A 24,147-nucleotide genomic window follows, 5' to 3' on the forward strand; every position below is an offset into this window, starting at 1 on the left:
AGAGTTGCTCTTGGTAGGCGACTCTTTGTTTACGGAGGGATATGAGTGGAATTAGAAGGCATCATCAATGAGCACTTCAACGAACTGAACGAAAATGAAAAAGCAATTATTGAATACATCATCAAGAATAAGGCGAACTGCCAAGAAATGACCATCATTGAATTGGCGAAAGAGACGCTGACATCGAAGTCGTCCATCCTGCGCTTGACGCAAAAACTGGGATTCAGCGGGTACAGTGAATTCAAATACAGCATCCGAAAAGATATTTCCAAGAAAAATATCGTCGGAGAAAACTACGATCTTTACAGTCTGCAAATCAAAGATATTGAAGCGACAAAGAAAATTTTTGAACAAACCGAATTGACACCTATTTTGAAGCAATTGCATGAAGCAAATCGGATTTATTGTTATGGCACAGGCTGGGGACAGCGCAACGTTTTGGCTGACTTTTTACGCTCTATGATTGCTGTTGGCAAATATCCCATTCTATTGGAAGCCAAAAGGGAATTGGAAATGGCATCCAAAAGCGACATAAGGCCTTCTGACTTGTTGATCGTGGTTTCGTTGAGCGGGGATATACGCGAAGTTGAAAAAGAAATGGGCATTTTGAAGCTAAAAGGCATTCCGATTGTCTCGATTACTAGCTTGAGCAATAACAGCTTGGCTTCTTTAGGCAAGTATAATCTGTATTTCCAAAGTACGCCTGTTGTGCTGAGGGATTCCGAAATTGTTTCCTTTCTGCCCATCCACCTGACACTGGATAGCCTGTACAGGAAATATGTGGACTATACAAACGACCTTCCCAAGAAGTAGCGATCTGGCTACAGCGATTTGGAAATATGTACAAAATCCCTGTCATCTTTTTTAGATGATAGGGATTTTTTGATGTAAGTTGCATCGTCACGCATGCGTGACTGCTACTCCATAATGGTCGGAGATGTAAGGCAATTTGTTTCTAACCAATGAATCTGGATAAATGAAAAAAGAACAAGGGCTATCGCAGCATAAGTATGTTAACAGAAACGTTTTTGTATCAATGGTTTTAGTTCGTTTTTAAGTTGCTAAAGTTAAGAAGATATTTACTTTTTATAACTTATAAGTTATAATAGGGATATGAAAAAATACAATTTTGATGTCTATGAAAAAGAAAACGGTGAAGCTCCCTTTTTGGAGTATTTAGATAGTTTGGATGTAAAATCCAGAGCCAAAGTATTACGAGCAATAACTATTGTGGAAGATTTCGGAGCACATTCTCCACCAGGATATATCGACCACTTAGGCGATGGCATTTACGAACTTCGAGTGAAATTCTCAAGCAATATTTTTAGGTGTTTATATTTTCATTTTCACAATAATAAGTATATTATCACTCATGGTTTTACGAAAAAAACACAAAAAACCCCGTCAAGAGAAATCGCTAAATCTAAAGAGTATCGTAAAGACTACCTGGAAAGGAATGAAGAAAAAGATGGAAAATAAATTACAAAAATACTTTGATACCCAAATGGAAACACCGGAATTTGCTGAAGCATGGAAAGAAACCGAAGCCAGTTATCAAGCTGCAAATATTCTTTTAAAAATTAGAGCAGAAAAACAGTTAACCCAATCTGAGTTAGCAAATCTAACTGGGAAAAAACAATCTTATATTGCTCGAGTTGAAAAAGGTACGCAAAATATTAGTGTACAAACATTAAGTGACATCGTGGAATCTGCAGGCGGAAAGTTAAAAATAGAAGTAGTCGTTTAAATATGTGTGAATCTTGCAATAGAGCATAAAAAAAGGTGGGTCTATTCTTGTTTGCAGACAACCCCGCCTTTTTGTCTGGCGTTGTTCAACATTTTTTTGGTAATGGTTTCCGCTCAGGAGTGCTTCGAAAAGTAGGGGTATGGTAAACTGGAGGTACATAAAAGAGCAGTGCCAAAAACCTATATCATTGGTGAGGTGTTAGTGATGGTGAGCAGAGAATTGAAAGAAACCATATTGGAAGTAGTGGATAATCAACTGAGCATGAACGAACCAAAATGCACGACCGACACTTTTGAACGGCTGGTTGCTTCGGGATACAGCCCGCAGGAAGCAAAAAAACGGATTGCTGAAGTTCTTTTGGACAGAATGACAGCGAGTTTGGCAACGGGCAAAGCGTTCGATGAAGCGGATTTCGGCAAGCGGTTGGATCGTATCGAGGGTAAAGGGGAGCATCGTCCGGCAACCATCGAACCTTCAAAACATACAATCGTCGAAATAGTTGATCGCATCAAATATGATCCAAAAAGGGATTTCCCGGAAGAAGAATTGGAAGAAATAATTGCCAATCAAGAAGAAGCGATTCCGTTGTTGCTGGATGTGCTTAAAGATGTACGTGAGGACAAAGAAAAATACATCACCAATTTTGACTATTTCGGTCATGTCTATGCCGTTTATCTGTTGGCTCAGTTCAGAGTCAAAGAAGCCTATCCTATCGTTCTTGAGCTGTTCAGCCTACCGAATGAACAGCCAGATCAGCTGTTTGGGGATATGATGGATTCTTCCGGAAGGATGCTGGCCTCGATTTGCGGGGGAGATGTGGCATCCATCAAGCAAATGATCGAGAATGAGGAAATCGATGAGTATATCCGAGTTCAGGCGATAACCGCATTGGCTATCTTGACATTGAATGGTGAATTCGAACGGGAAGAACTTATGGCTTATTACAAAGAGCTCTTTCGTACGATCGACAATATGACCATCCTGTCGCTGCTGATAAATCTCTGTACAGATATCTATCCGGGAGAAGTGTATGAGGAAATAAAGGAAGCATATGAAAATGATAAGGTAGATTATTTAATGATCGGTATGGAATCGGTAGATCGGGCTATGGTGGAAGGGAAATCGACAGTTCTGGCTAGGGCCAAGAGGAACAGCCACTTGCAAAAAATCGATGATACTATCGGCGAGCTGAGGAACTGGGCGTATTTCAAAAATAATTCCCGTGATAAGCAGTTTGACCAGATGATGAATAAAAACTCAGGCTTCATGTCACAACCGAAGGGTGCGCCGATTGTTAATGAACCAAAAATCGGCCGCAATGATCCTTGTCCTTGCGGTAGCGGTAAGAAGTACAAGAAATGCTGCGGGAAGTAATTGGCAAAATCGCTTAGCGATGAAGGGGACATCCGGAAATTAACCGCTGCTTTCAGCGGCTAGGAGTGGCTGCCGATCATGCCACGATTAACCCTGTCCAGCAGTCTCTCGATTAGATGTTATGTGCGTTCATGTTGCCTCGGGAACAACCATCACTTAGGGAATGACGTTTCTTCTCATGAGGAACTGGGCTTGATCCTCGCATTCTTCCAAGCCAATCTAAGACTATAAATTTTTGCAGATGCTAGAAGAAATTTATGAAGAATAGAAGGAAGTTCTTGACTTTTAGTCGAGAAATAATTATAGGAATCTTCGTTAATGCAGAGATCAAAAGTAAGGATTCTAAAAAGTGAAACATATTTTTCTTTTTGGTTATAGCCATATCTCCTATTCAAAGGGGGGTATGACTTTTTTGTATTTTTAGCGCGTAGTTATTTTTACCATTATACATCGAAAAGAAATTGTGTTTTTGATAGCGTATTTGATATAATTAGGATGTGGAAAAGAAGCTGGTATTTGAATATATCCGAGATTCGGATGGACAAGCGAATTTGAAAAATTCTTAGACTCAATGCCCTTGAAAGACGCAGCCAAGCTGTTAGCGGTCATTGAGAAAACGGAAAAATACGGCTTACTGGTGGCCGCTCAGAACTAGTGGGTCAAGAAGTTGGAATCGAATGTATTTGAGTTGCGTTCTAAAGTCGGATCAAACATCCAACGGGCCATCTACTTTCATGTGGTGGGAGACCGCTACATCATTACCCATGGCTTCACAAAGAAAACCCAAAAGACACCCGAGCCGGAAAAGAAGCGAGCACGTGAGACTCGTGATAGGTTCCTGAAGGAGGAAAACAATGGAAACAGCAAGAGTAAGTGACTACATTGCCCGCCGCCGTGCCAATGACAAAGCCTTTGAGGAGAATTTTCAGGAGGAAAGCAAGCGCCTGGAGGTCGCTGTGGCTTTACGGGAGTTGCGGAAGGCGGAAGGACTTACCCAGCGACAGTTGGCTGAAAAAGTGCATAAGCCGCAATCTACGATTGCCCGTATCGAGAACGGGAGTATCAATGTTACCTTCAAGACTATGAAAGAGATTGCTAATGCCCTGGACAAGGACATTGAGGTGCGGTTTGTTTAAGGCCAGATGACTTCAAAATTTGCCGATTTTGTCGCTGAGAGTGCCCACAAAAGTTTGTTAGCATACCCTTTAGCCAAGGGAGTCTCAATGCATCGGAAATTAAGAATGTTCAAAAGCAGAAAAAAGCAGGAGCCACCCCGATATGGAGCGGCTCCTGTTTTTTGGGGACTGGATGTCCGATTCTATGGAGTTATCGGACAAGTGGGGCAGTATAGCCTGCGTGGATGTCCGAATCTTTGGAGTTATCGGACAAGCGGGTCAGTATAGTCTGCGTGGATGTCCGATTCTTTGATGCTATCGGACAAGCAGGTCAGCATCGTCAGCCTAAATGTCCGATTCTTCGGACTTATTGGACACCCCCCACAAAAAATCGCGTCCAACCAAAAAAGCTGCCTCATCAACATGAGACAGCTTTTTCTTTTTATTCATCAACATTCATAATCACAAATACGTAACCGCAACCCCATAATGATCGGACACGCAAGGCAATTTCTTCCCGTCGAATTTGACTTCGTACGTTTCGACCGCTTGCGGCTGGTCTGAGAAGATATAGTCGATGCGCAAGGGGACTTCGTTTCCTTCCCAGCCGTCGATTGCCGGCGGAACGGTTGCAGATCCGATTCGCGTTGCGGCGACGGCGTAGGCATCCTGCCAGCCGGCATTCGTGATCAGGTCGTAGCCTTCATTGCGGACATCGGCTGGGTTGTTGACGTCACCCATGACATAGATGGGCTTGGTGCCGCGCAGCTTTTTAACTGCAGCCTCAACGGAAGTCCACTCCCGTAGGAACGGATTTTCTTCTTCCGCTTTCCACCAAGAAAGGTGGACGGAGACGAAAGCGGCTGCTTCGGTCTCGAGGACCAAAGCGCGGCGGGTGTGGATGTTTTCGAAATCATTGACTACAGAAAGTTGGACCTGTTCGACTGACTGAATCGGCGCTTTGCTGAGGATGGCGACTCCTTCATCGAAACGGAAGTAGCCTTGGTGGCAAGGTACCCAGGACCAATGATAGGAAAGTCCTTTCTCCGCCAAGAACTTCACCAAGAAGTAGGCGAAGTTATCCGATTTGATCGGGATTTCGTTCTGGGTGGGCAGATAGCCCTCCGGTTCGTTGACGCTTGTGCCGCTGGAAAGCTGATTCACCTCCTGCAAAGCGATGGCGTCGTATTCGTTTTCCAGAATGTCCGTAATCAGGGCGGCGTAAGTTTCGGGGTCTGCTGTTTGGACCCAGCTGTACGTATTCAAAGTCAGTAGTTTCATGTGGTCCTCACCTTTCTAAACAAATAGGTATTAATATGATCTTTTAAAAAATAGGAAGTGCATCATTTTAGTTATTTTACAGACTTTTAAAGTGTTTCGTGCATCCAAAATGATGGCTAGCTACACGGGTAAGCCCTTCGGAAATTAGATAAATCTGTCCTATTGCGCTCTTCGATGCTCAGTCGGACAGATTTCCTAAATTTCTTTCAGGGCTGAACGAACCCGTTCCGCTTTTCCTATCTTCCTAATAAATCTATTATATCAGATTTTAGGACATCTGCTTGGGGACCGTACACGACTTGGATGCCTTTGCCTTTGCGGATGACGCCGCGTGCACCCAATGTGGACCATTTTTTATCTTCTGCAACTTGGGTTTCATCTTTGACCGTGACGCGCAGACGGGTCATGCAAGCATCGACTTCAGTGATGTTTTCTTGTCCGCCGAATGCGTCGATGATGTTCCAAACAAGTTTGTCGTTATCGGATGCACCAGCGTTGCCTTCCGGTTTCGCAGTGGCAGGAGCAGCTTCTTCCGCTTCGCCGTCGAAGTCCGTGTAGTTGCCCAAACGGCCTGGCGTTGCGAATTTGAAGCGTTTGATCATGAAGTTGGCGACGAAGTACATGATGACAGCAAACGCGAGCGTCACCCAGATGTAGTTGACGACATCCAACCATAAGCCGGCTTTCAAGGACATCGGGATGCGTGTCAGGAATTCCAGCGTACCGAAGGAGTGGACGCGCAGGCTGATGATATCGGCCATGGCGAATGCGACTCCTTGTAGGACTGCATAAACGCCGTAAAGCAGTGGTGCAGCGAACATGAACATGTACTCAAGCGGTTCGGTTACCCCTGTCAGGAAAACAGCGATGGCTGCGGAGAAGAACATGGATTTGTATTTCGGACGTTTGTCGACATCGACGTTGCGGTACATAGCATAAGCCAAGCCCATCAAGCTGCCGGCTGCGCCGATCATTTGACCAACTTTAAAGCGGGCAGGAGTGAATGCGTTAAGCAACTCATTGTAGGCTGCTGTATCGCCGGTGTTGTTCAAGTTCACCAAATCGCTGGCCCAAGCCAACCAAAGCGGATCTTGACCGAACACTTGAGAACCTGCAGCAGCGCCTGTCAAAATGGTGTAAGTTCCACCCAAAGAAGTGTAGTTCATCGGAATCGTCAGCATATGGTGCAGACCGAACGGCAACAAGAGACGTTCCAACGTACCATATACGAAAGGCGCCAAAATCGGTGCGGTATCCGCGGAGTCCGCGATCCAAATCCCGAAATTATTGATGCCGGTCTGAACGACTGGCCAGATGATTGCCAAAACAAGGGAAATTAGAACGGACCAACCAATGACGACGAAAGGCACGAAGCGTTTGCCGTTGAAGAAGGACAACGCATCAGGAAGTTTGCGGTAATTGTAGTATTTGTTGAAGATGACGGCACCGACAAAACCGGCGATGATCCCAACGAAGACACCCATATTCAAAGCAGGTGCACCCAAAACGTTCGTGAAGTAGCCATTGACCAGGATATCTTGGCCGAATAACGTTTTGGTAGTCGCGCCGTCCGTAGCCAGCATATCTCCGGTTACTGCGAAAAGTTTACCGGTCGTGCGGTTGATTAGGATGAAGGCAAGCAGTGCTGCGAAGGCTCCGCCGGCACGTTCTTTTGCCCAAGATCCCCCGATGGCGACGGCGAACAGGATATGCAGGTTGACGATGACAGCCCAGCCCAGATCTTCGATAACCCCAGCCGTTGTCAGCAACAGTTGGACATCCCCCGAGAACATAGCGATCATCTTGCCGATACTGATCATCAAACCAGCTGCCGGCATGACCGCGATAACAACCATCAAAGCTTTACCGAATTTTTGCCAAAAATCAAACGTAAATATTTTCTTCATTTTAAAACTCCTCTCAAATTTGCCAGTGCAATCGATTGCAACGTTTACGATTCGAAGTATAGACCATATCCAGAAATTATGCAAGCGTTCTATTTCAGAATAATTCGGTTTTTTCAACGGTTATTCAGCGAATAGATGAAGGGAAAAACGAAAATCCCGATAAATAACGCAACGGAAATAATAATGCAACTTTTGCATTGACAATGCAACCGATTGCACGTAAACTATGGGGGAAGAACAAATAAGGGGGAACCAATGATGACGCAACAAATTTTTGAGATCAATCCATGGAAAGTGACAACCAAACAATTAGACAAAGAAAACCGCCGCCTGCAGGAAAGTCTGACGAGTCTCGGCAACGGCTATATGGGCATGCGCGGAAACTTCGAGGAAGCCTACTCGGGCGATCACCATCAAGGAACGTATGTGGCGGGCGTCTGGTATCCCGACAAAACACGCGTCGGCTGGTGGAAAAACGGTTATCCGGAATATTTCGGAAAAGTGATCAATGCGATGAATTTCCTGTATATGCACATCTTTGTGGACGGGGAAGAAATCGATCTGCATAAGGATGAAACGAAAGACTTTGCCTTGACGTTGGATATGGAAAAAGGCCGCCTGGAACGCTTCTTTACGGTAGTGAAGAACGGCAAAGAAGTCACTGTCCATTTCACACGCTTCCTGAGCATCGACATTAAGGAGCTTTGCGCCATCAAAGTGGAAATCACAGCTTCAGAAAATGCTGAGATCCGTATCGAAAGTGCTCTGGACGGGAATGTCCAAAACGAAGATGCCAACTATGATGAAATGTTCTGGGAATGGGTCGAACAAACGGACGATACGCTGGTCGTCGAAACGATCCCGAACAACTTCGGCATTGAACGTTTCAGTGTGGCTGCAACGATGCACCACAAAGCGACAGGCTTCAATCAAAAAGGCAACAACAGCAAAGAATTGTTCGTCTCCCAAGTGTTCGAAGGGGAAGCCGGAAACGGCCAAGTCCTTTCATTAGAGAAATACGTGACGCTGACGACGAGCCGCGATCATGCGAAGGACCAGCTGGCAGCAACTGCCGAAGAAATCTACGCCACCAAAGTAGCTGGCCAAAGTTTCGAAGAATTGGAAGCAAAACAAGCGAATCTGTGGACTAAGCGTTGGGATCTGGCGGATGTCGAAATCGGCGGAGATGACGAAGCGCAACAAGGAATCCGTTTCAACCTGTTCCAACTGTTCTCTACTTATTACGGCGAAGATGAGCGCCTGAACATCGGACCGAAAGGCTTCACCGGCGAGAAATACGGCGGCGCTACCTACTGGGATACGGAAGCTTACGGCGTGCCGTTCTACTTGGCGGTTACCGAGCCGGAAGTTACCCGCAATCTCTTGAAATACCGTCACAACCAATTGCCGGGCGCTTTCCATAATGCGAAGCAACAAGGGTTGAAGGGCGCGTTGTATCCGATGGTGACCTTCACCGGCGTGGAGTGCCACAATGAATGGGAAATCACTTTCGAGGAAATCCACCGCAATGGTGCGATCCCTTACGCAATCTACAATTACACCGCCTATACAGGCGATGAAAGCTACCTGGCCGAAGAAGGGCTGGAAGTGCTCAGCGCCGTCAGCCGTTTCTGGGCGGACCGCGTACACTTCTCACAAAACAAGCAATGCTACATGATCCATGGCGTAACCGGACCGAACGAGTACGAAAACAACATCAACAACAACTGGTACACAAACCGTTTGGCTGTCTGGGTGCTGCGTTATACTTTGGAAAGCCTGGAGAAGTATCCGGAACGCGCAGAAGCATTGGGCATCACCGCAGCCGAAAAAGCAAAATGGCAGGACATCATCGACAACATGTACTTCCCGTACGATGAGGAGCGCCAAGTTTTCGTGCAGCACGACACGTTCCTGGACAAAGATCTGAAACCGGTCAGCGCGCTGGACAAAGCTGATTTGCCATTGAACCAACACTGGTCATGGGACAAGATTTTGCGTTCTTGCTTCATCAAACAAGCCGACGTCCTGCAAGGGATCTACCTGTTCGGTGACGAATTCACGTTGGAAGAAAAAGAACGCAACTTTGACTTCTACGAGCCGATGACCGTGCATGAATCAAGCTTGTCGCCATGCATCCACGCGATCCTTGCGGCCGAGCTGCACAAGGAAGAAAAAGCTGTGGAACTGTACCAACGCACTGCCCGCCTGGATCTGGACAACTACAACAATGATACCGAAGACGGCTTGCACATCACTTCGATGACCGGTAGCTGGTTGACGATTGCGGAAGGCTTCGCCGGCATGCGCGCCAAAGACGGTCTGAGCTTCGCGCCGTTCTTGCCGAAAGACTGGACGCACTACCAATTCCACATCAACTACCGCGGTAGCTTGATCCTGATCGCGGTGAACGAAGAACACGTCAGCTTGACCTTGGTGAAAGGCGAAGCGTTGTCTGTCCGCATCTATGATGAAGAACTGCAACTGAAAGATGAAATCAAAGTCGCACTGAAAAAGACCGTGTCCGCATGAGCGGCATCAAAGGAGAGAAAGAAATGTTGAAAGCAGTATTGTTCGACTTGGACGGCGTCATCACCGACACTGCCAAATTCCATTTTTTGGCCTGGCGTGACCTCGGCGCGGAGTTGGGGGTCACCGTTGACGAAGCCTTCAATGAAGAGCTGAAGGGTGTCAGCCGCATCGATTCGCTCGAGCGCATCCTGGCATTCGGCGGCTTGGCGGATAAATATTCCACAGCTGAAAAAGAAGCCTTGTGCACAAAGAAAAATGACCATTATCTGGAATTGATCCAGGAAATGACACCGGCGGACATCCTGCCTGGCATCCTGCCGCTTTTGGAAGAATTGCGCGAAGCGGGTCTGAAGGCGATCGTGACTTCCGCCAGCAAGAACGCACCTGGCATCCTGGAGCTTTTGCAGGTCAAGGACTACTTCGACGGCATCGTCGATCCAGCCTCAGTGGCTGCAGGTAAACCGGCTCCGGACATCTTCTTGGCCGGCGCGGAGCTGGCAGGGGCAAAACCAGCCGAGTGCATCGGCGTGGAAGATGCCGCTTCAGGCGTGGAGGCCATCAAAGCTGCGCATATTCCTGCGATCGCAATCGGCGACGCTGAAGTGCTGGCGCAAGCCGACCGCGTCTTGGCGGACACGAGCGACTTGTCGCTTGCCGTCCTGCGCGATACGTGGGAGAAGGCGACGGCCAATGGCTAGCATCTCTATCCGCGAATGGGGCAGCATCGGAACGGAACAAGTCATGCGCATCGATTTGAGCCAGCCGAACGGCATGTCCGTCAGCTGCATCAACTACGGCGCACGGCTGATCCGCTTGCTTGTCCCGGACCGGGAAGGCCAGAGCGAAAATGTTGTCCTGGGCTTGGCTGATGCCGAAGCCTACGGAAACGACCGGGCTTCCTTCGGCGCCACCGTCGGACCGGTCGCCGGCCGGATTTCCGGAGGCAAATGGGGCACGGTGCAGCTGGAACAGAATAACAGCGCACACCATATCCACGGCGGAAGCCGCGGTTGGGGCCAACAGTTCTGGGGATTTACGACCGAAGAAACGGCAGAAGCAGTGACCGTCACGTTCACATTGGACTCGACACCGGAAACGGTCGGCTATCCCGGCCGGCTACAGGCGAAAACCAGCTATTCCCTCGATGCGGAAGGTTGCCTGACGGTCACTATGGAAGGGATCAGCCGGGACGATGAGGAAACGCTGTTCAATCCGACCAGCCATATCTATTTCAATTTGAGCGGCGATGCCAAGCGTCCGATCACCGATCATGTTTTGCAGCTGGCCTGCGAAGAAGTGCTGGAATTGGATGCCGAAAAGCTTCCGACCGGGACGAAACAAGCGGTGGCGGGGACGGCTTTCGATTTCCGCGAAGCGACGCTTATCGGCGACGCCATTCAAAAAAAGCCGGAAGGATTCGACGATGTTTTCCTGATGCACTCGGACGAACAAAAGCAGTTGGTCCTCAGCGATGCGGGCAGTGGCCGGGAAATGGCGCTGTCCAGCAACCGCAGCAGCATCGTGTTGTTTTCGACGACCGACATGAATGAGCCATACCTTGTGAACGGACGCCCGATGCAAAGCCACCTCGGTTTGGCGATCGAAGCGCAGGAAGTGCCGGACGCCATCCATCATCCGGGCTGGGACAATATCGTTCTGGCGACAAATACTTTGGCGGCAAGGGTTCAAAATTACACTTTTAAATGGTAATCTAGAGATACAAAAATGAACCTGAGGAAAATGCCTATGACCGTTACGATAAAAGATGTCGCCAGAGAAGCGGGCGTCGCGACTTCAACCGTTTCACGCACGTTGAAGGACAGTCCGCTGATCAGCGAAAACACAAAAGTGAAAGTGCGCCAAGCGATGCATAAATTGGGCTATACGCCCAACTTCGCCGCCCAGAACCTGGCCAACAAGTCCACCCAGACGATCGGCGTGATCCTGCCGGTGGGTACGATGGGGAATCCAGCGCAGAATCCGCTCTTCTTGGAGATGATCCAGGAAATTGGCGTCGTCTGCAACGAACAGAAATACATGATTTCCCTGGCGACCGGGAAAACAATGGCGGAACTGAAGGACAGCGTACGCTTGATGCATCAACGCAAACTGGTCGATGGCTTCATCCTGTTGTATTCGGAGGCGAAAGATCCGATCCGCAAGTTCCTGCATGATGAGAAGATTCCTTATGCACTGCTGGGGAAACCCGATGTCTACGAAAACGAGACGATCTACATCGACAACGATAACCGCCTGTCCGGCAAATCGGCGGCCGACTGCCTGATCCAACATGGGCATCAGCGGATCGGTTATGTCGGTCTGACGCCTTCGCAAGTCGTCGATAAGGAACGCTATAAAGGCTATTCCGATGCCTTACGCGACGCCAACCTGACCGTCCATCCGGAACTCTATTTCGAAACGCCGACTGATTTCATGGCTTTCCAGGAGTTCCTCGAAGAGACCCAACCTACCGGACTCGTCGTCGGCGATGACCGCCTAGCTTTGCGTGTCCTGCAGTATCTGCAGCTGGACAACTACAAAGTTCCGGACGACATCTCGCTGATCAGCTTCAACAATTCCGTCTTTGCGACCCTGTCCCACCCGTTCCTGACGACCATCGACATCCACGTCCAGGAACTGGCCCGACAAGCCGCCGCCCTATTGATCCGCCAACTCAACGAACCGAGCGCCTTGCTGCCGAAAATGATCGTGCCGCATGAAGTGATTGAGCGGGAGACGGTTATGAGGGTGCGGGGGGAATAATTCCTCAATAAATAATGCCTGCTGAATAAATAGCTATTTTTAGCTTACGGGTTCACAAGGGGTTCAATTCTGAGTAAGCTCATCCATTGGATGATAGTCAAAAAAATGCGCAATGAAACCTTGGACAGGTTCATTGTAAGAATGGATAAAGCAATCACACACAGACTGGTCTCTTCAAGGCGTGTTCGAATAAGCCTGAGCCCGAACTTTCTTTTCGCCAGGCTGAAGCCTCTTTCGACCTCTACTCGATCGCAGTTGTCGGTGTATTCTTGTTTTTTGTCAACCTTTTGATCCTTCTTGGGCCTGCCGAGCGACGGGCCGGATAATCGGATTCCGAGTTCTTTGCAGTAGCTCAAGTTTGTGCGATTTCGGTATATTTTATCCGCCAAAACTCGTTCAGGATACACTCCCATCCGTTCTTTGTAGCGTTCCACTGCAACTATGAGGCATTCGCTCTCGTTGTAGGCATCGAAGGAAATTTTTTCGAGTCGGGCGTACCCATTGGTTATGCTCATGTCCAGTTTGGCTCCAAACTCCACCGGGTTCTTGGCTTTTCCGCGGACAATCGGGCGGATAAACGGCTGGCTGATACTGACGATGCGATCCTGCACTTTGTGCGTCCTGCTTGTGTGCATGTAGAGCTGCTGTTCATACAATTTCCGCAAAGTCCCCAACAGGTTGACTTGCTTCGTTCCTAGCGTATAACCTTGCTCCAGAAATGCGTCGATGTACCCTAAATCTCGCCGGATGTAGTTCAGTTGCTTGCCGATGGCTTTGCGAATTTGTTTGCTGCTTTTCTTTTTCTTGCGCGCGATGTTGAGATAATCCCTTCGGGCCATTTTCCGATAGGTGCGGGGTTTGGGAAGGTGGTTTGCTTCGCAGATTACGTCGATGATGCCTTCCAACTTTTCCCGACATTCGTTCAACAGTTCCGTGTCTTGCGGGAACTTGATTTCTGAAGGCGCGCAAGTGGCATCTAGAATGAGCGTCCCTTCATTCTCAGATCCTGATGCATCATTGTCATCATTATTGTCATTATCGTCAGTTTGGGAATCATCTGCTCCATCCTCTATAGGTTTGAGGATCAATTCATTGATTTCAATCAGAATTTCGGACGAGAGACGTTTGCGGAAGTGCACCATCGAAGAAGCATCGAATGGCTTTTCATCCTTATAGGAAGGTAGTCCGACAAAGTACTGCAGATAGGGATTTTCGCGAATCTGATTGACGACTTCGGTATCTGCATACTGAAATTCGCTTTGAATAATCAAGGCACCTAGTGCCATCCTTACCGGTTTGGCGATGTTTCCTCTGTCACTGTTGAACAGAGCAGCATACTTATCTTCAATGACTGACCAGGGAATCGAATCCGCTTTTTTGACCCAACGGTTTTCTGGGTTCATCGTAAGGCCCAATGGCTGATCGAAGTCATAAATGGTTAATTGCCGATTCGTCTGCTTTTTGTACATTTTCATTGCCTCTTCGTATCATTTTTGAAAAAAGTGCACGGGTTTTTGGTGTTTTGCCCTGGATTCCATGCATCTATTATACCAAAAAACATCTAAAAACGCTGTTATGATAAGGTTTGTTAATTATTCAGTAGACATTAAATAAATTCAGTAAAACACAGCAAGCCCCCAATTTCCGACATCAGATCGGAGGTTGGGGGCTTGCTGTTTTTATTTTTGGGGCATAGCTACGCGAGCCTCATATATAATCCGAGAATGATTTGGTCAGGAACTTCAGGAATTGCTTAGCTTCATGGCTGATGTTTTCTCGTGTTCTTTTCTTTATTTGTCCTATTTTTTACGGACATCAGAAGGTAATCTCTGGAATTTCTCTTTATAGCATTTATAGAAGTAGGTTTTATTCGAAAAGCCTACTTCAGATAATATGGTATTGATTGGTATTTCAGTGGATTCGATCAATAGATTTGCCTTCAATAATTTTTTCTCGTTGAGCAATTCTGTGAAGGTTTGGCCACTTCGTTTTTTAACCATATTACTCAAATAGTTTTTGTTGAAATTTAATATTTTTGAGGCTTCATTAAGCGTAATTGTCTCGAATTCTGTGTCTATCAATTGGAGGACCTCGTAGAAAGGATCTTTTTCGCTGAAATTCTCATTGTATTCGTATGGTAAGGAACGCGCCAATTCATAAAGAAGGATGGGCAAGTAACTACTGATAATTTTGCTGGAAAAGACCTTAGGGAAAAAATATTCGTTCAACATACTGTTGATGATTTGCTGGATGTGTTCGTTTTGTTCATTTCTATAAAGAATATAGTTTGTATGATTTGAACCTTGTTGATTATTGGTAAGTAACATTTTATACAGGATGCTATCGTTATGGTTCATGTTCTTGAGCCAATCGATGGAAATACTCTTATTATTGAATAGGATGTTCAATAGGAGATCCTCTTTCCCTAGCGCTTCAATCGAATGCTCACTGCCGGTGTCCATCAGCAGGATATCGCCTTCCTTCAACAGATATGGGACGCCATTGATGAGTTGGCGGCATTCACCCTTCACGATGTAATTAAGCTCGAGGAATTGATGCGAGTGCTCGGGATAGGCGGCGTAGCGACTATGTTTGCTTATGTAGATATCCTTGTTTTCGAAAAAAAAGTTGTTCTTGATTTTGGGCACTTTTGTCTGCAGGTTGTCCAAATCTGGTAAGTCCGGAACAAATACATGCCTCTTTTTCTGCTCCTTTTCAATAATAGTCTCTTCCATTAGGAATTTGATAAGTTGCATTCTAACACCTCCTGTATAATTGGTACTCAAAACGTATTTATGGACATTGTAACATAAAAGATTAAGTTGTTTAATAGTAATGTAAACATTTTCATTGCGGAGATGTTTAGTAAGTAAATATAGTACTGTATAGTAGCTGATATTATTACTTCAGGCTCTAGATTATGATTGTCAAAATAGACATGATATGACAGTAATTGCATTTATTTTTAAGCGCTTTCAAAATAGGGTGGCCTTGCAGGATAAATATTTTTTGTAAAAATAAAGGTATCTCAGCGGCAACTATCCAAAACTTACTTATGGATGCAATTAAAAGCGGTTACAATTAGGTGTCAGTAAAGGAGACTTGTAGTAAAAGCATTACTCCATTTAAAAATAATGAGATAAAGGAGGAATTAATATGGAAGATTACGTGCTTCAATTAGAGGGAGTTTCAAAAATTTTCCCAGGTGTCAAGGCTCTGGATAATGTGAATTTCAAATTAAAGGCAGGAGAAATTCATGCATTAATGGGAGAAAATGGTGCTGGTAAATCTACATTTATCAAAGTGATGACCGGAGTTCACCAGCCGGAAGAAGGAAAAATTTATCTAGATGGGAAAGAAGTTAGTTTTAAGAATACAAATGATTCTAAAAAAGCTGGGATTGCAGCTATTTATCAGCATTCAACAAGCTACCCTGACCTTTCGGTAACGGAAAATATATTTTTAGGCCACGAGTATACAGCTGGAAAAATTAATTATTTAAATTGGAAAAAGATGAACAGCGAAGCAAACCAATTGTTAGAAAAAATTGGTGCAAATTTTGATGCCCGCCGAATAATGGGAGAGTTGTCGGTAGCCCAGCAACAAATTGTAGAAATTGCGAAAGCACTTTCTCAAAATGCCCGCATTATCATCATGGATGAACCTACTGCATCCCTTACAATTAACGAGAGTGAGGAACTCTATAAAATAGCGGAGGATTTACGTGATCAAGGGAAGTCTATTATATTCATTTCCCATAGATTTGAAGATATGTATCGTTTAGCTTCAAAAGTATCCGTTTTACGTGACTCAAAATATATAGGTACTTGGGATGTTGATAAAATTTCGAATCACGATTTAATCGTAGCAATGGTGGGAAGAGAAATTAATACGCTATTCCCCAAAAAAGAATTAGTAATCGGAGATACTGTTTTGAAGGTTAATAATTTATCACGAACTGGTTACTTCAAAAATATAAATTTTGAAGTAAAAGCTGGAGAAATTGTTGCTTTGACGGGATTGGTGGGCGCAGGGAGAACTGAAATCGTAGAAACCATTTATGGTTTAGAAAAACATGATGAAGGTAGTATCGAATTAATGGGTGAGACCTTCATACCCAAGTCACCATCCCATGCTTTAGAAAATGGTATTGGATTATTATCAGAAAATAGACATGAAGGTGGGTTAATAACTGAATTAGAAATATATAAAAGTATAACCTTGACCAATTTGAGAAAAATGACCAATCGATTTTGGATAAATTCCCAAGAAGAATTTGAAGTTGCAAAAACTTTCGGCGAAAGAGTTAACGTAAAGGCTAATTCTATTTTTGATAAAGTATCCAATTTATCAGGTGGGAATCAACAAAAAGTTGTATTAGCTAAAATATTGACTTCATTCTTGAGAGTCATCATTCTTGATGAGCCAACAAAGGGAGTGGATGTGGGAGCAAAAGCTGCAATGTATGAAATAATGGGAGAATTAGCTGAAAAAGGATATGGAGTCATATTAGTATCCTCAGAAATGCCTGAGGTTTTGGGTATGAGTGATCGAATCATTGTCATCAAAGAAGGTAAGGTTTCCGCTGAACTAAATACCAAAAATACTTCTCAAGAGGAAATATTACAGTATGCAATGTCAGAATCTTAAAAAGGTGGTGGTAAAATGAGTGAAAATATTCTTAAAAAAAATAGGTATAAGAATCTAACTAAGAATATGAACGTAAAAGAAATAGGGTTACTCGTATTTATGATCATTGCTATGATTTATATTCAAATGAAGAATCCGCAATTTCTCACGGGTACCAATATCACAGATTTGCTAAAGAATACTAGTTTATTAGGAATGCTTTCGGTCGGAATGATGCTAGTAATGCTAACTGGAGGGATAGATTTATCCATCGGAGCGGTTTTAGCGTTATCCGGAATGTCTGCAGCTCGTTTTGTAAGTATTTACCCTGATTTGCCAGTTGTCTTCTCTCTTTTATTGGGAATGATGATTGGAATAGTTACGGGACTCATTTTAGGTTTGCTTGTTTCAAAAGGTCGAATTAATCCAACAATTGCATCATTAGGAATGATGAATGTGCATAGAGGATTGACATATGTTGTCGGTAATAATGCTTGGATCAGCGCTCATCAGATGACACCAGCCTTCAAATCGTTGTCCACAGGAAGTCTTTTCGGTTTGAATAACCTAATCCTGTTCTCGATCACGACATTTGCCATTTTCTACTATTTTCTACAATATGCGAAGACTGGTAGAAATATTTACGCTGTTGGATCTAATTACGAAGCAACGAGTATAACGGGGATTGCAACCAATCGTACCATTGTGACAGCATATGTATTAAATGGCTTAATTGCGGGTTTAGCAGGTGTACTGTGGGTTAGCAAGTATGCATCAGCGCAAGGGGATACAGGCGTCGGCTATGAAATGTCGGTTATTGCAGCTTGCGTATTAGGCGGAGTGAGTGTACGAGGCGGAGTCGGTAAAATTTCCAGTTTGATTCTAGGTGTACTTATGCTAGGTATTTTGAATAATGCTTTACCATTATTAAATATATCTACATTCTGGGAAGATTTCATTACAGGGTTCATTATATTAGTTGCTATTCTTTTGAATCTTTATATTCAAAAGCGTCAAAAGAAAGATGCATTGAAAAGGAGGGCAATATAGATGGAAGAACTCAAGTGGAAATATGAATTATCTACGAAAAAAGATAAGAGTATTAAATCCTTTTTCATGCAGTGGGAATGGTTGTTGGTTGTTATCCTCATATTGATTATTACTTTTAACTCTTCTATTTCGGGAAATTTCTTTACTGTAAATACATTTTTGACTGCACCAATGTCATTTATGGATAAAGCCTTTATGGTTTTACCAATGACTTTCATCCTCTTATTAGGGATGATTGATATCTCTGTAGGATCCATAGTTGCTTTGTCTGCTGTTATGATGGGTTTGGCTTTCCAATCAGGGGCACCCATGTGGTTGGCAATAGTCACAAGTTTATTTACAGGGGTTATCTGCGGATTTTTAAACGGTTTATTGAATACTAAGTTTTCGGAACTTCCTCCAATGATTCTGACATTTGCTACTCAAACAATTTTTAGAGGTTTTTCCTATGTTCTATTGGAAAATAATTCGATATCTGGATTCCCCACTTGGTATACCAACTTGGGATGGGGCTCTGTAGCAGGTATTCCTATTATTATGCTTGTATTTATAGTAGTAGCGATACTATTTACCGCTGTTCTCCACAAAACCGTATTTGGCAGAGAAATATATGCTATTGGTTTCAATAAACGAACTAGTATTATTTCCGGAGTCAAGGTTAATAGAAATATTATCATTGTCTTTACCTTAATGGGATTAATGGCGGCAGTTACTTCTCTGTTCTTAACTTCTAGAATGTCAAGTGTTAGAGCGGATATTGGTATGGGCTATGAACTTGAAGTAATTGCTATGGTTGTATTAGGAGGTGTCAACACGAGTGGCGGTATTGGTAGAATACTAGGCCCAATTATTTCAGTATTCATAATTGGATTCTTGAGATATGGCTTAGGGATTGCAAATGTAAGCAGCCAAACAATCACTCTAATTATTGGGGTACTGTTAATCGTTTCAGTATTAGTTACTAGAATCAAAATAAAAAATAAAAAAATTTAAGGGGATGAAAGAATATGAAAAAAACACTATATTTTTTAGCAGCAACAGCAGTATTATTGGCAGGATGTACAAATTCCGGTTCTGAAGGAGAAACAGGATCTACTGATGATGTGAAAAGTTTTGGATTTGTTTACAAAAATACGGGTAACCCATTTGGAGAAAAACTTATGGAAGGTTTTATAAACTCGATTGAAGAACAAGGGTATACAGCCATTACGAAAGCACCAGATTCTCCTACAGCTGAGCAACAAATAAATATGATTCAAGAGTTAGTCGCTCAGGGAGTAGACGGGATCGCCATATCAGCTAATGATCCAGATGCATTACAACCGGCATTGAATGCCGCAAGGGACCAAGGAATCCAAATTATAAGTATTGATTCCGCTGTAAATACGGAATCTAGAAATACCCATATTCAACAAGCTGATCCTGTAGGAATTGGTCGCGTGTTAGCTGAGTCCGCATTGGACATGGCTGACGGTGCTGGTGAGATAGCCATTTTATCTGCAACGAGTACAGCAACCAATCAAAATACTTGGATTGAAGAAATGCAGAATGTTATGGATAGTGATGAAAAATATGCAGATCTAAAAATAGTAAAAATTGCATATGGTGATGATTTACGTGATAAATCGACTTCCGAAACAGAAGCATTATTACAATCTTATCCAGATTTAAAAGTAATTGTAGCTCCATCTACTGTAGCTTTAGCTGCTGCAGCAAAAGTAGTAACAGATAAAGGAATCGGAGATAACGTTAAAGTAACAGGTTTAGGATTACCATCAGAAATGGCCGAATATATTGAATCAGATGTTACGCCATACATGTATCTGTGGAACCCTATTGATATGGGCTATCTAGCGGGATATACTTTAGCTGAAATGGCTGATGGAAATATTTCAGGTGAACTAGGTGATACTTTTGATGCAGGAGATTTGGGAACTAAAGAGGTAACTGAAGCAATGGATGGTGGAACAGAAGTATTATTGGGCGAACCGTTTAAATTTGATGCTGAAAATATTGATCAATGGAAAGATATTTTTTAAAAAATATCTTATAGTCTACATGACGAATGAGAGTGTTTTGGATTAACCAACAAATGTTGAATTGAATACTAGGATTGGCGATTATATGGTAGGTACTAGAAAAGTGATGACTGATCTATTCCCAGACTCCATTTATGAAACAATCACAATATGAAACACGATAATGCTTCCAGTTATCGTGTTTTCATTAACACAATTATGCCCGAAGATATTTTACTCGATGTAAAAAAGAAAATAGACAATACTATATGGGATGAATTTAGTTCTAAAATACTCAATAAGGGAGATTAGCAAAATGTACAGATTGGCTTCAATTATGTATCTCTATCCTGGGAATCAAGTAGAATATGAAAGGCGGCATACAGAATTATGGCCTGAAATGAGTAATAGCCTAAAGGAGTACGGTGCTTCAAACTATTCAATTTTTTTAGATGAAGAGAAGGATACCTTATTTGCATATGTGGAAGTGAAAGACAAAGAAACCTATGAGAGCTTCAGCAATACGGAGATTTGCAAAAAATGGTGGGAATATATGGCCCCAATCATGAAGACAAACGACGATAATAGTCCGATCAGTAAAAGTTTAAGACAAGTTTTTTATTTGGAATAATGAATTGATTTGGGTGTCACAATATTCCTTTAAGAAATTCCAAACATAGTAAACAAAATCAAGCATCCGGTCCTCCGCAAAGGCAAAGTCACCGAAGTCGACGCACGCTCCCGGACTATGTTGTGAAGTTTGATGGCATAGTGACTTCTCTACCGCTAAATTATTTAAAACAGCAAGCCCCCATTTCCGATATCCAATCGGAGACTGGGGGCTTGCTGTTTTCTTTTTGGGGGATGGTTCTGAGCCCAGCCGAATTCGGACGCAGGTTTATACCCATGCAGAAGGAGATAAAAAATGGAAGTGATTGCATAAAATTACTTTTGTCAATTTACATATGTGACAAAAGTATATAGACTGTGAGGTGGGAGAGTGATGATAGGGTGCGAAATGTAAGCAAAATGATGGTTATAATTGTCTCTGTTTGTGTCATCGCGGTTTCATCCATCTATTATAATTATAAATTCGTAAGGTATGACAGTAAAAAAATTGTTTTTGGTGCCACTTATATGACCATGAATAACAGCTTTTACAAGGCCATAACAGATGAAATAGAAAAACAAATCAATGATCGTGGGGATATCTTATACACCCGTGATCCAGCTTTGGATGTCGATAAACAAAACGAACAAATCAATGACCTGATCGAGATGGGGATTGATGTATTGATCATCAACCCGGTTGATTATTCGAAAGTGAATGATTTTTTGAAAAAAGCCAAAGAAAAAGGCATCAAGATAATCGTCATTGATGCGCAGCTGGATGACGACACGATTGCCGATACGACTGTTTTATCCAATAATTATGATGCTGGCGTGCAATGTGCCAAGGATATGATGCGCAATCTGTCTTCGGCAAAGATTGTGCTTTTAAAACACAGCGCTGCTTTATCGTCTGTTGACCGGATCAACGGTTTTCTGGATACTATCAAAGATAATGCTAATTATACAGTTGTTGCAAGTGAAGAGTGTTTGGGCCAAACGGAAGTCGCCATGCCCGTAATGATGGAAATCATTGATAAAAAAATTGATTTCGATGTTGTCATGGCTTTGAATGACCCGAGTGCATTGGGGGCTTTGGCGGCAATAAAAGATAAACAAGTCAATCATGAAGTGCTGGTCTATGGCGTGGATGGTTCACCGGATATGAAAAAACTATTGATTGACAGTGATGAAGTCCAGGGAACTGCAGCGCAATCGCCTACTACGATGGGGGCAAAAGCGATTGAAGCAGCCTATAAAATTATTAATAATGAACATTATGAAAAGTCGATTGTTGTACCGGTTAGCTTAATAACCAAGGACAATATCAGCGAATATGATGTTTCGGGGTGGCAATAATGATCAATTTAGGGACGAAGCATATAGCCTAGATTCCCAAAAAATTATAACGTGGTCGGGGGCACAACACCTAAGGTGTTATATAATTGCGACTGCTTCTTCGTAATCTCACCCACTCGCACTGCACTGCCTGGATTTTCAAATGCCTCAATGACATCCAATTCGTCCAGTAATTCCTGCATCGTATAATTTTTATACAGCCCTTTTTCGGACATCTGCTTTTTGATGTACGATAAATAGATCAATGCAATAAACTGCACGAATAATTTTCCTTCAAGCGAACTTTCTGATGAAACGGCTGTGCGCCGTAAATTCAACCGCTCTTTAAGATTTCCAAAGGCTTTCTCAACGATGTCTTTGTTACGGTACAAATCTAAAGCGGCGATGGGATCCTTGATTTCATTGCTGATGAGGGCAAAGAATCCGTAGTCTTTTTCTGCTTGGGTAATGGCTTTTTGTTTTGGGGTTACCTTTGTCCCGCGTTTTGGTGTTGAAGTGATTTCGAAGTATTTAGCGTACTGCTTTTCGTGTTCTGCTTTGCGGTTCCCGGAAACTAGTTCTGCTTCGAGCCGATCAAGAAGCGCATTGAAACGGTTCTCGTGCTCCAGTGCTTTTTCACCGCTAAAATAAAGATGCAGGTACATCCGCCGTTTCCCTTCAATCACATCGCCTTTGTACGGGCGTTTCTGTGAATACTCCCAGTCTATCGTTGCAGTATGGCTGTAAAGTTGGTAGCTGGCATTGTAATTAGCGCGTGTTCGGATGTTATCTCGAACCTTGTTCAGTTCTTCCTGCACGTATTTCAGGGATACTTTTGTGGCCATCAAAAATTTCAAATGATTTTGGTACAAGGCATCGATATTTTCCTTGCTGTAAAACCCTCGGTCCATTACGAGTTTGACCTTGCTAAAACCAAGATTGCCTAGATCGGCAAGCAAGTGCTTCACTGTTTTGACATCGCTTATATTGCCTGCTAACTTGCGGTAGTAAAACGGTAAGCCAGATTCTTCACCAAACAACAAAGCAAGATTGATCTGCGCAAGCGGATCGTGGTCCTTGTTGATACCGTATTTGACTTGCTTAAGAGACTCTGAATAGGAGGAAACACTGGTAGTATCATAAGCCCAATATTCATTCTCCGTCCGTCGCTTAGCCTGCAGGCTGAAAAAACGATTTTTAGCTTCTTCCGTAACCGAGGCAAACAGATCGCTGCTTCTTTGCGAGGGAATACAGCTGCCGTAAGGATGGGAATGAGTGCGATCCCACTTTGGAAAACGAAGCATCGTATTGCGATCTTCCAAAATCAAGAAGTAGGCAATCGAGAGTATCTGCTTATAGCTTTCAGGAAAGCAAGCTTTTAGATCGGCTGTAACACCAAGCAGTTCTCCGATTTTGTCAAACAGATAGGTCGCTCCGTAGAAGCTTCGTTTCATGACGGTGGATGGTACCGGCCCTTGCTTTGCAGGTGCTAATGCCGGCGGCATAGCCAATCGCTTAGAGGGAACCAGGTTCCCAGCTTCGTCCAGTTTTCCTATGCAGACACGCTTGCTGCGCGACTGTTTCTTTTCTTTATCCCAATAGTTGGTTGATTCGTAAACATAGGTAGTGCCGTTCTTTTTGTTGGTTACATATACTAAACTCATAAAATCACGCCTTTCCACGTTATAATTATAACGTGGAAAGTGCGGAAATTCAATAGGAATAGCCAGAAAATTCCTTTTATATCAATGTTTTTTGCATTCCTCGTTATAATTTACACGGGA

Annotated in this window: 19 protein-coding genes and 3 pseudogenes; 17 read left to right on the plus strand and 5 right to left on the minus strand. The window is 43.7% G+C overall.

All coding sequences use genetic code 11. The features are described from left to right. The first annotated feature begins 45 nt into the window (after positions 1-45). From ACKPBX_RS08690 to ACKPBX_RS08715, 7 genes and pseudogenes are all read left to right on the plus strand, one after another. Positions 46-813: a MurR/RpiR family transcriptional regulator gene (locus tag ACKPBX_RS08690; RefSeq protein WP_319995146.1), complete on the plus strand. Its 768-nt coding sequence runs from the start codon at positions 46-48 to the stop codon at positions 811-813. Positions 814-1,113: 300 nt separating this feature from the next. Next, entirely contained in the window at positions 1,114-1,479 is a 366-nt protein-coding gene (locus ACKPBX_RS08695; protein WP_319995147.1) for a type II toxin-antitoxin system RelE/ParE family toxin, read from the plus strand. After that, on the plus strand, positions 1,469-1,747 hold the full coding sequence (locus ACKPBX_RS08700) for a type II toxin-antitoxin system RelB family anti-toxin (protein ID WP_319215268.1): 279 nt from the start codon (positions 1,469-1,471) through the stop codon (positions 1,745-1,747). Before ACKPBX_RS08695 ends, ACKPBX_RS08700 begins: the two co-directional genes overlap by 11 nt. A 366-nt stretch (positions 1,748-2,113) precedes the next feature. Further along, positions 2,114-2,896 (plus strand): annotated as a pseudogene (locus ACKPBX_RS08705) (DUF1186 domain-containing protein); the annotation flags it as partial. Between the two features lie 147 nt (positions 2,897-3,043). After that, positions 3,044-3,121 (plus strand): annotated as a pseudogene (locus ACKPBX_RS13825) (SEC-C metal-binding domain-containing protein); the annotation flags it as partial. Between the two features lie 497 nt (positions 3,122-3,618). Then, positions 3,619-3,998 (plus strand): annotated as a pseudogene (locus tag ACKPBX_RS13830) (type II toxin-antitoxin system RelE/ParE family toxin). Next, positions 3,976-4,257: a type II toxin-antitoxin system RelB family anti-toxin gene (locus ACKPBX_RS08715; RefSeq protein WP_319995149.1), complete on the plus strand. Its 282-nt coding sequence runs from the start codon at positions 3,976-3,978 to the stop codon at positions 4,255-4,257. Before ACKPBX_RS13830 ends, ACKPBX_RS08715 begins: the two are co-directional and overlap by 23 nt. 441 nt (positions 4,258-4,698) lie before the next feature. Here ACKPBX_RS08715 and ACKPBX_RS08720 read toward each other — a convergent pair whose 3' ends face one another. Together ACKPBX_RS08720 and ACKPBX_RS08725 are read right to left on the minus strand one after the other, a co-directional pair. After that, positions 4,699-5,517, minus strand: coding sequence for an endonuclease/exonuclease/phosphatase family protein (locus ACKPBX_RS08720; protein ID WP_319995150.1), 819 nt, complete (start codon positions 5,515-5,517; stop codon positions 4,699-4,701). A 236-nt stretch (positions 5,518-5,753) separates the two neighbouring features. Further along, positions 5,754-7,424 carry a PTS transporter subunit IIBC gene (locus tag ACKPBX_RS08725; RefSeq protein ID WP_319995151.1) on the minus strand — a complete coding sequence of 557 codons (1,671 nt, stop codon included), beginning with the start codon at positions 7,422-7,424 and terminating at the stop codon, positions 5,754-5,756. A 255-nt stretch (positions 7,425-7,679) separates the two neighbouring features. On the opposite strand from ACKPBX_RS08725, the gene ACKPBX_RS08730 reads away from it, so the two are divergent. From ACKPBX_RS08730 to ACKPBX_RS08745, 4 genes are read left to right on the plus strand one after another with little or no spacing between them, the layout of a single operon-like run. Beyond that, positions 7,680-9,956, plus strand: coding sequence for a maltose phosphorylase MdxK (locus ACKPBX_RS08730; RefSeq protein WP_319995152.1), 2,277 nt, complete (start codon positions 7,680-7,682; stop codon positions 9,954-9,956). Positions 9,957-9,979: 23 nt separating this feature from the next. Then, positions 9,980-10,654, plus strand: coding sequence for a beta-phosphoglucomutase (gene pgmB / locus ACKPBX_RS08735; RefSeq protein ID WP_086988954.1), 675 nt, complete (start codon positions 9,980-9,982; stop codon positions 10,652-10,654). Beyond that, the gene (locus ACKPBX_RS08740) at positions 10,647-11,666 is read left to right on the plus strand and encodes an aldose epimerase family protein (RefSeq protein ID WP_319995153.1); all 1,020 of its coding nucleotides are present in this window, start codon (positions 10,647-10,649) and stop codon (positions 11,664-11,666) included. Before pgmB ends, ACKPBX_RS08740 begins: the two co-directional genes overlap by 8 nt. 36 nt (positions 11,667-11,702) lie before the next feature. Next, positions 11,703-12,719 carry a LacI family DNA-binding transcriptional regulator gene (locus ACKPBX_RS08745; protein ID WP_319995154.1) on the plus strand — a complete coding sequence of 339 codons (1,017 nt, stop codon included), beginning with the start codon at positions 11,703-11,705 and terminating at the stop codon, positions 12,717-12,719. 44 nt (positions 12,720-12,763) lie between these two features. Here ACKPBX_RS08745 and ACKPBX_RS08750 read toward each other — a convergent pair whose 3' ends face one another. Continuing rightward, entirely contained in the window at positions 12,764-14,188 is a 1,425-nt protein-coding gene (locus ACKPBX_RS08750; protein WP_319995155.1) for an IS5 family transposase, read from the minus strand. Positions 14,189-14,518: 330 nt separating this feature from the next. Beyond that, the gene (locus ACKPBX_RS08755; RefSeq protein WP_319995156.1) at positions 14,519-15,475 is read right to left on the minus strand and encodes an AraC family transcriptional regulator; all 957 of its coding nucleotides are present in this window, start codon (positions 15,473-15,475) and stop codon (positions 14,519-14,521) included. A 400-nt stretch (positions 15,476-15,875) separates the two neighbouring features. Here ACKPBX_RS08755 and ACKPBX_RS08760 point away from each other — a divergent pair, with 400 nt between their 5' ends. The 6 genes from ACKPBX_RS08760 (at position 15,876) to ACKPBX_RS08785 (ending at position 22,384) form a co-directional block, all read left to right on the plus strand. Continuing rightward, positions 15,876-17,369, plus strand: a complete 1,494-nt coding sequence (locus ACKPBX_RS08760) for a sugar ABC transporter ATP-binding protein (protein WP_319995157.1) — start codon at positions 15,876-15,878, stop codon at positions 17,367-17,369. A 15-nt stretch (positions 17,370-17,384) separates the two neighbouring features. After that, a complete protein-coding gene (locus ACKPBX_RS08765) occupies positions 17,385-18,398 on the plus strand; it encodes an ABC transporter permease (protein ID WP_319995158.1) in 1,014 nt (337 codons plus the stop codon). Further along, entirely contained in the window at positions 18,399-19,391 is a 993-nt protein-coding gene (locus ACKPBX_RS08770) for an ABC transporter permease (protein ID WP_319995159.1), read from the plus strand. Positions 19,392-19,405: 14 nt separating this feature from the next. Continuing rightward, the gene (locus tag ACKPBX_RS08775) at positions 19,406-20,437 is read left to right on the plus strand and encodes a substrate-binding domain-containing protein (protein ID WP_319995160.1); all 1,032 of its coding nucleotides are present in this window, start codon (positions 19,406-19,408) and stop codon (positions 20,435-20,437) included. A 295-nt stretch (positions 20,438-20,732) separates the two neighbouring features. Then, positions 20,733-21,047 (plus strand): L-rhamnose mutarotase, encoded by a 315-nt coding sequence (gene rhaM / locus ACKPBX_RS08780; protein WP_319995161.1) that lies wholly within the window; start codon positions 20,733-20,735, stop codon positions 21,045-21,047. A gap of 506 nt (positions 21,048-21,553) precedes the next feature. Continuing rightward, positions 21,554-22,384 (plus strand): sugar ABC transporter substrate-binding protein, encoded by an 831-nt coding sequence (locus tag ACKPBX_RS08785; protein ID WP_319995162.1) that lies wholly within the window; start codon positions 21,554-21,556, stop codon positions 22,382-22,384. 44 nt (positions 22,385-22,428) lie between these two features. On the opposite strand, the gene ACKPBX_RS08790 is transcribed toward ACKPBX_RS08785, so the two are convergent. Beyond that, positions 22,429-24,027: an IS1634 family transposase gene (locus ACKPBX_RS08790; RefSeq protein WP_319995163.1), complete on the minus strand. Its 1,599-nt coding sequence runs from the start codon at positions 24,025-24,027 to the stop codon at positions 22,429-22,431. Positions 24,028-24,147: the final 120 nt, after the last annotated feature.

The organism is Trichococcus shcherbakoviae (genome assembly GCF_963666195.1).
Lineage (GTDB): Bacteria > Bacillota > Bacilli > Lactobacillales > Aerococcaceae > Trichococcus > Trichococcus shcherbakoviae.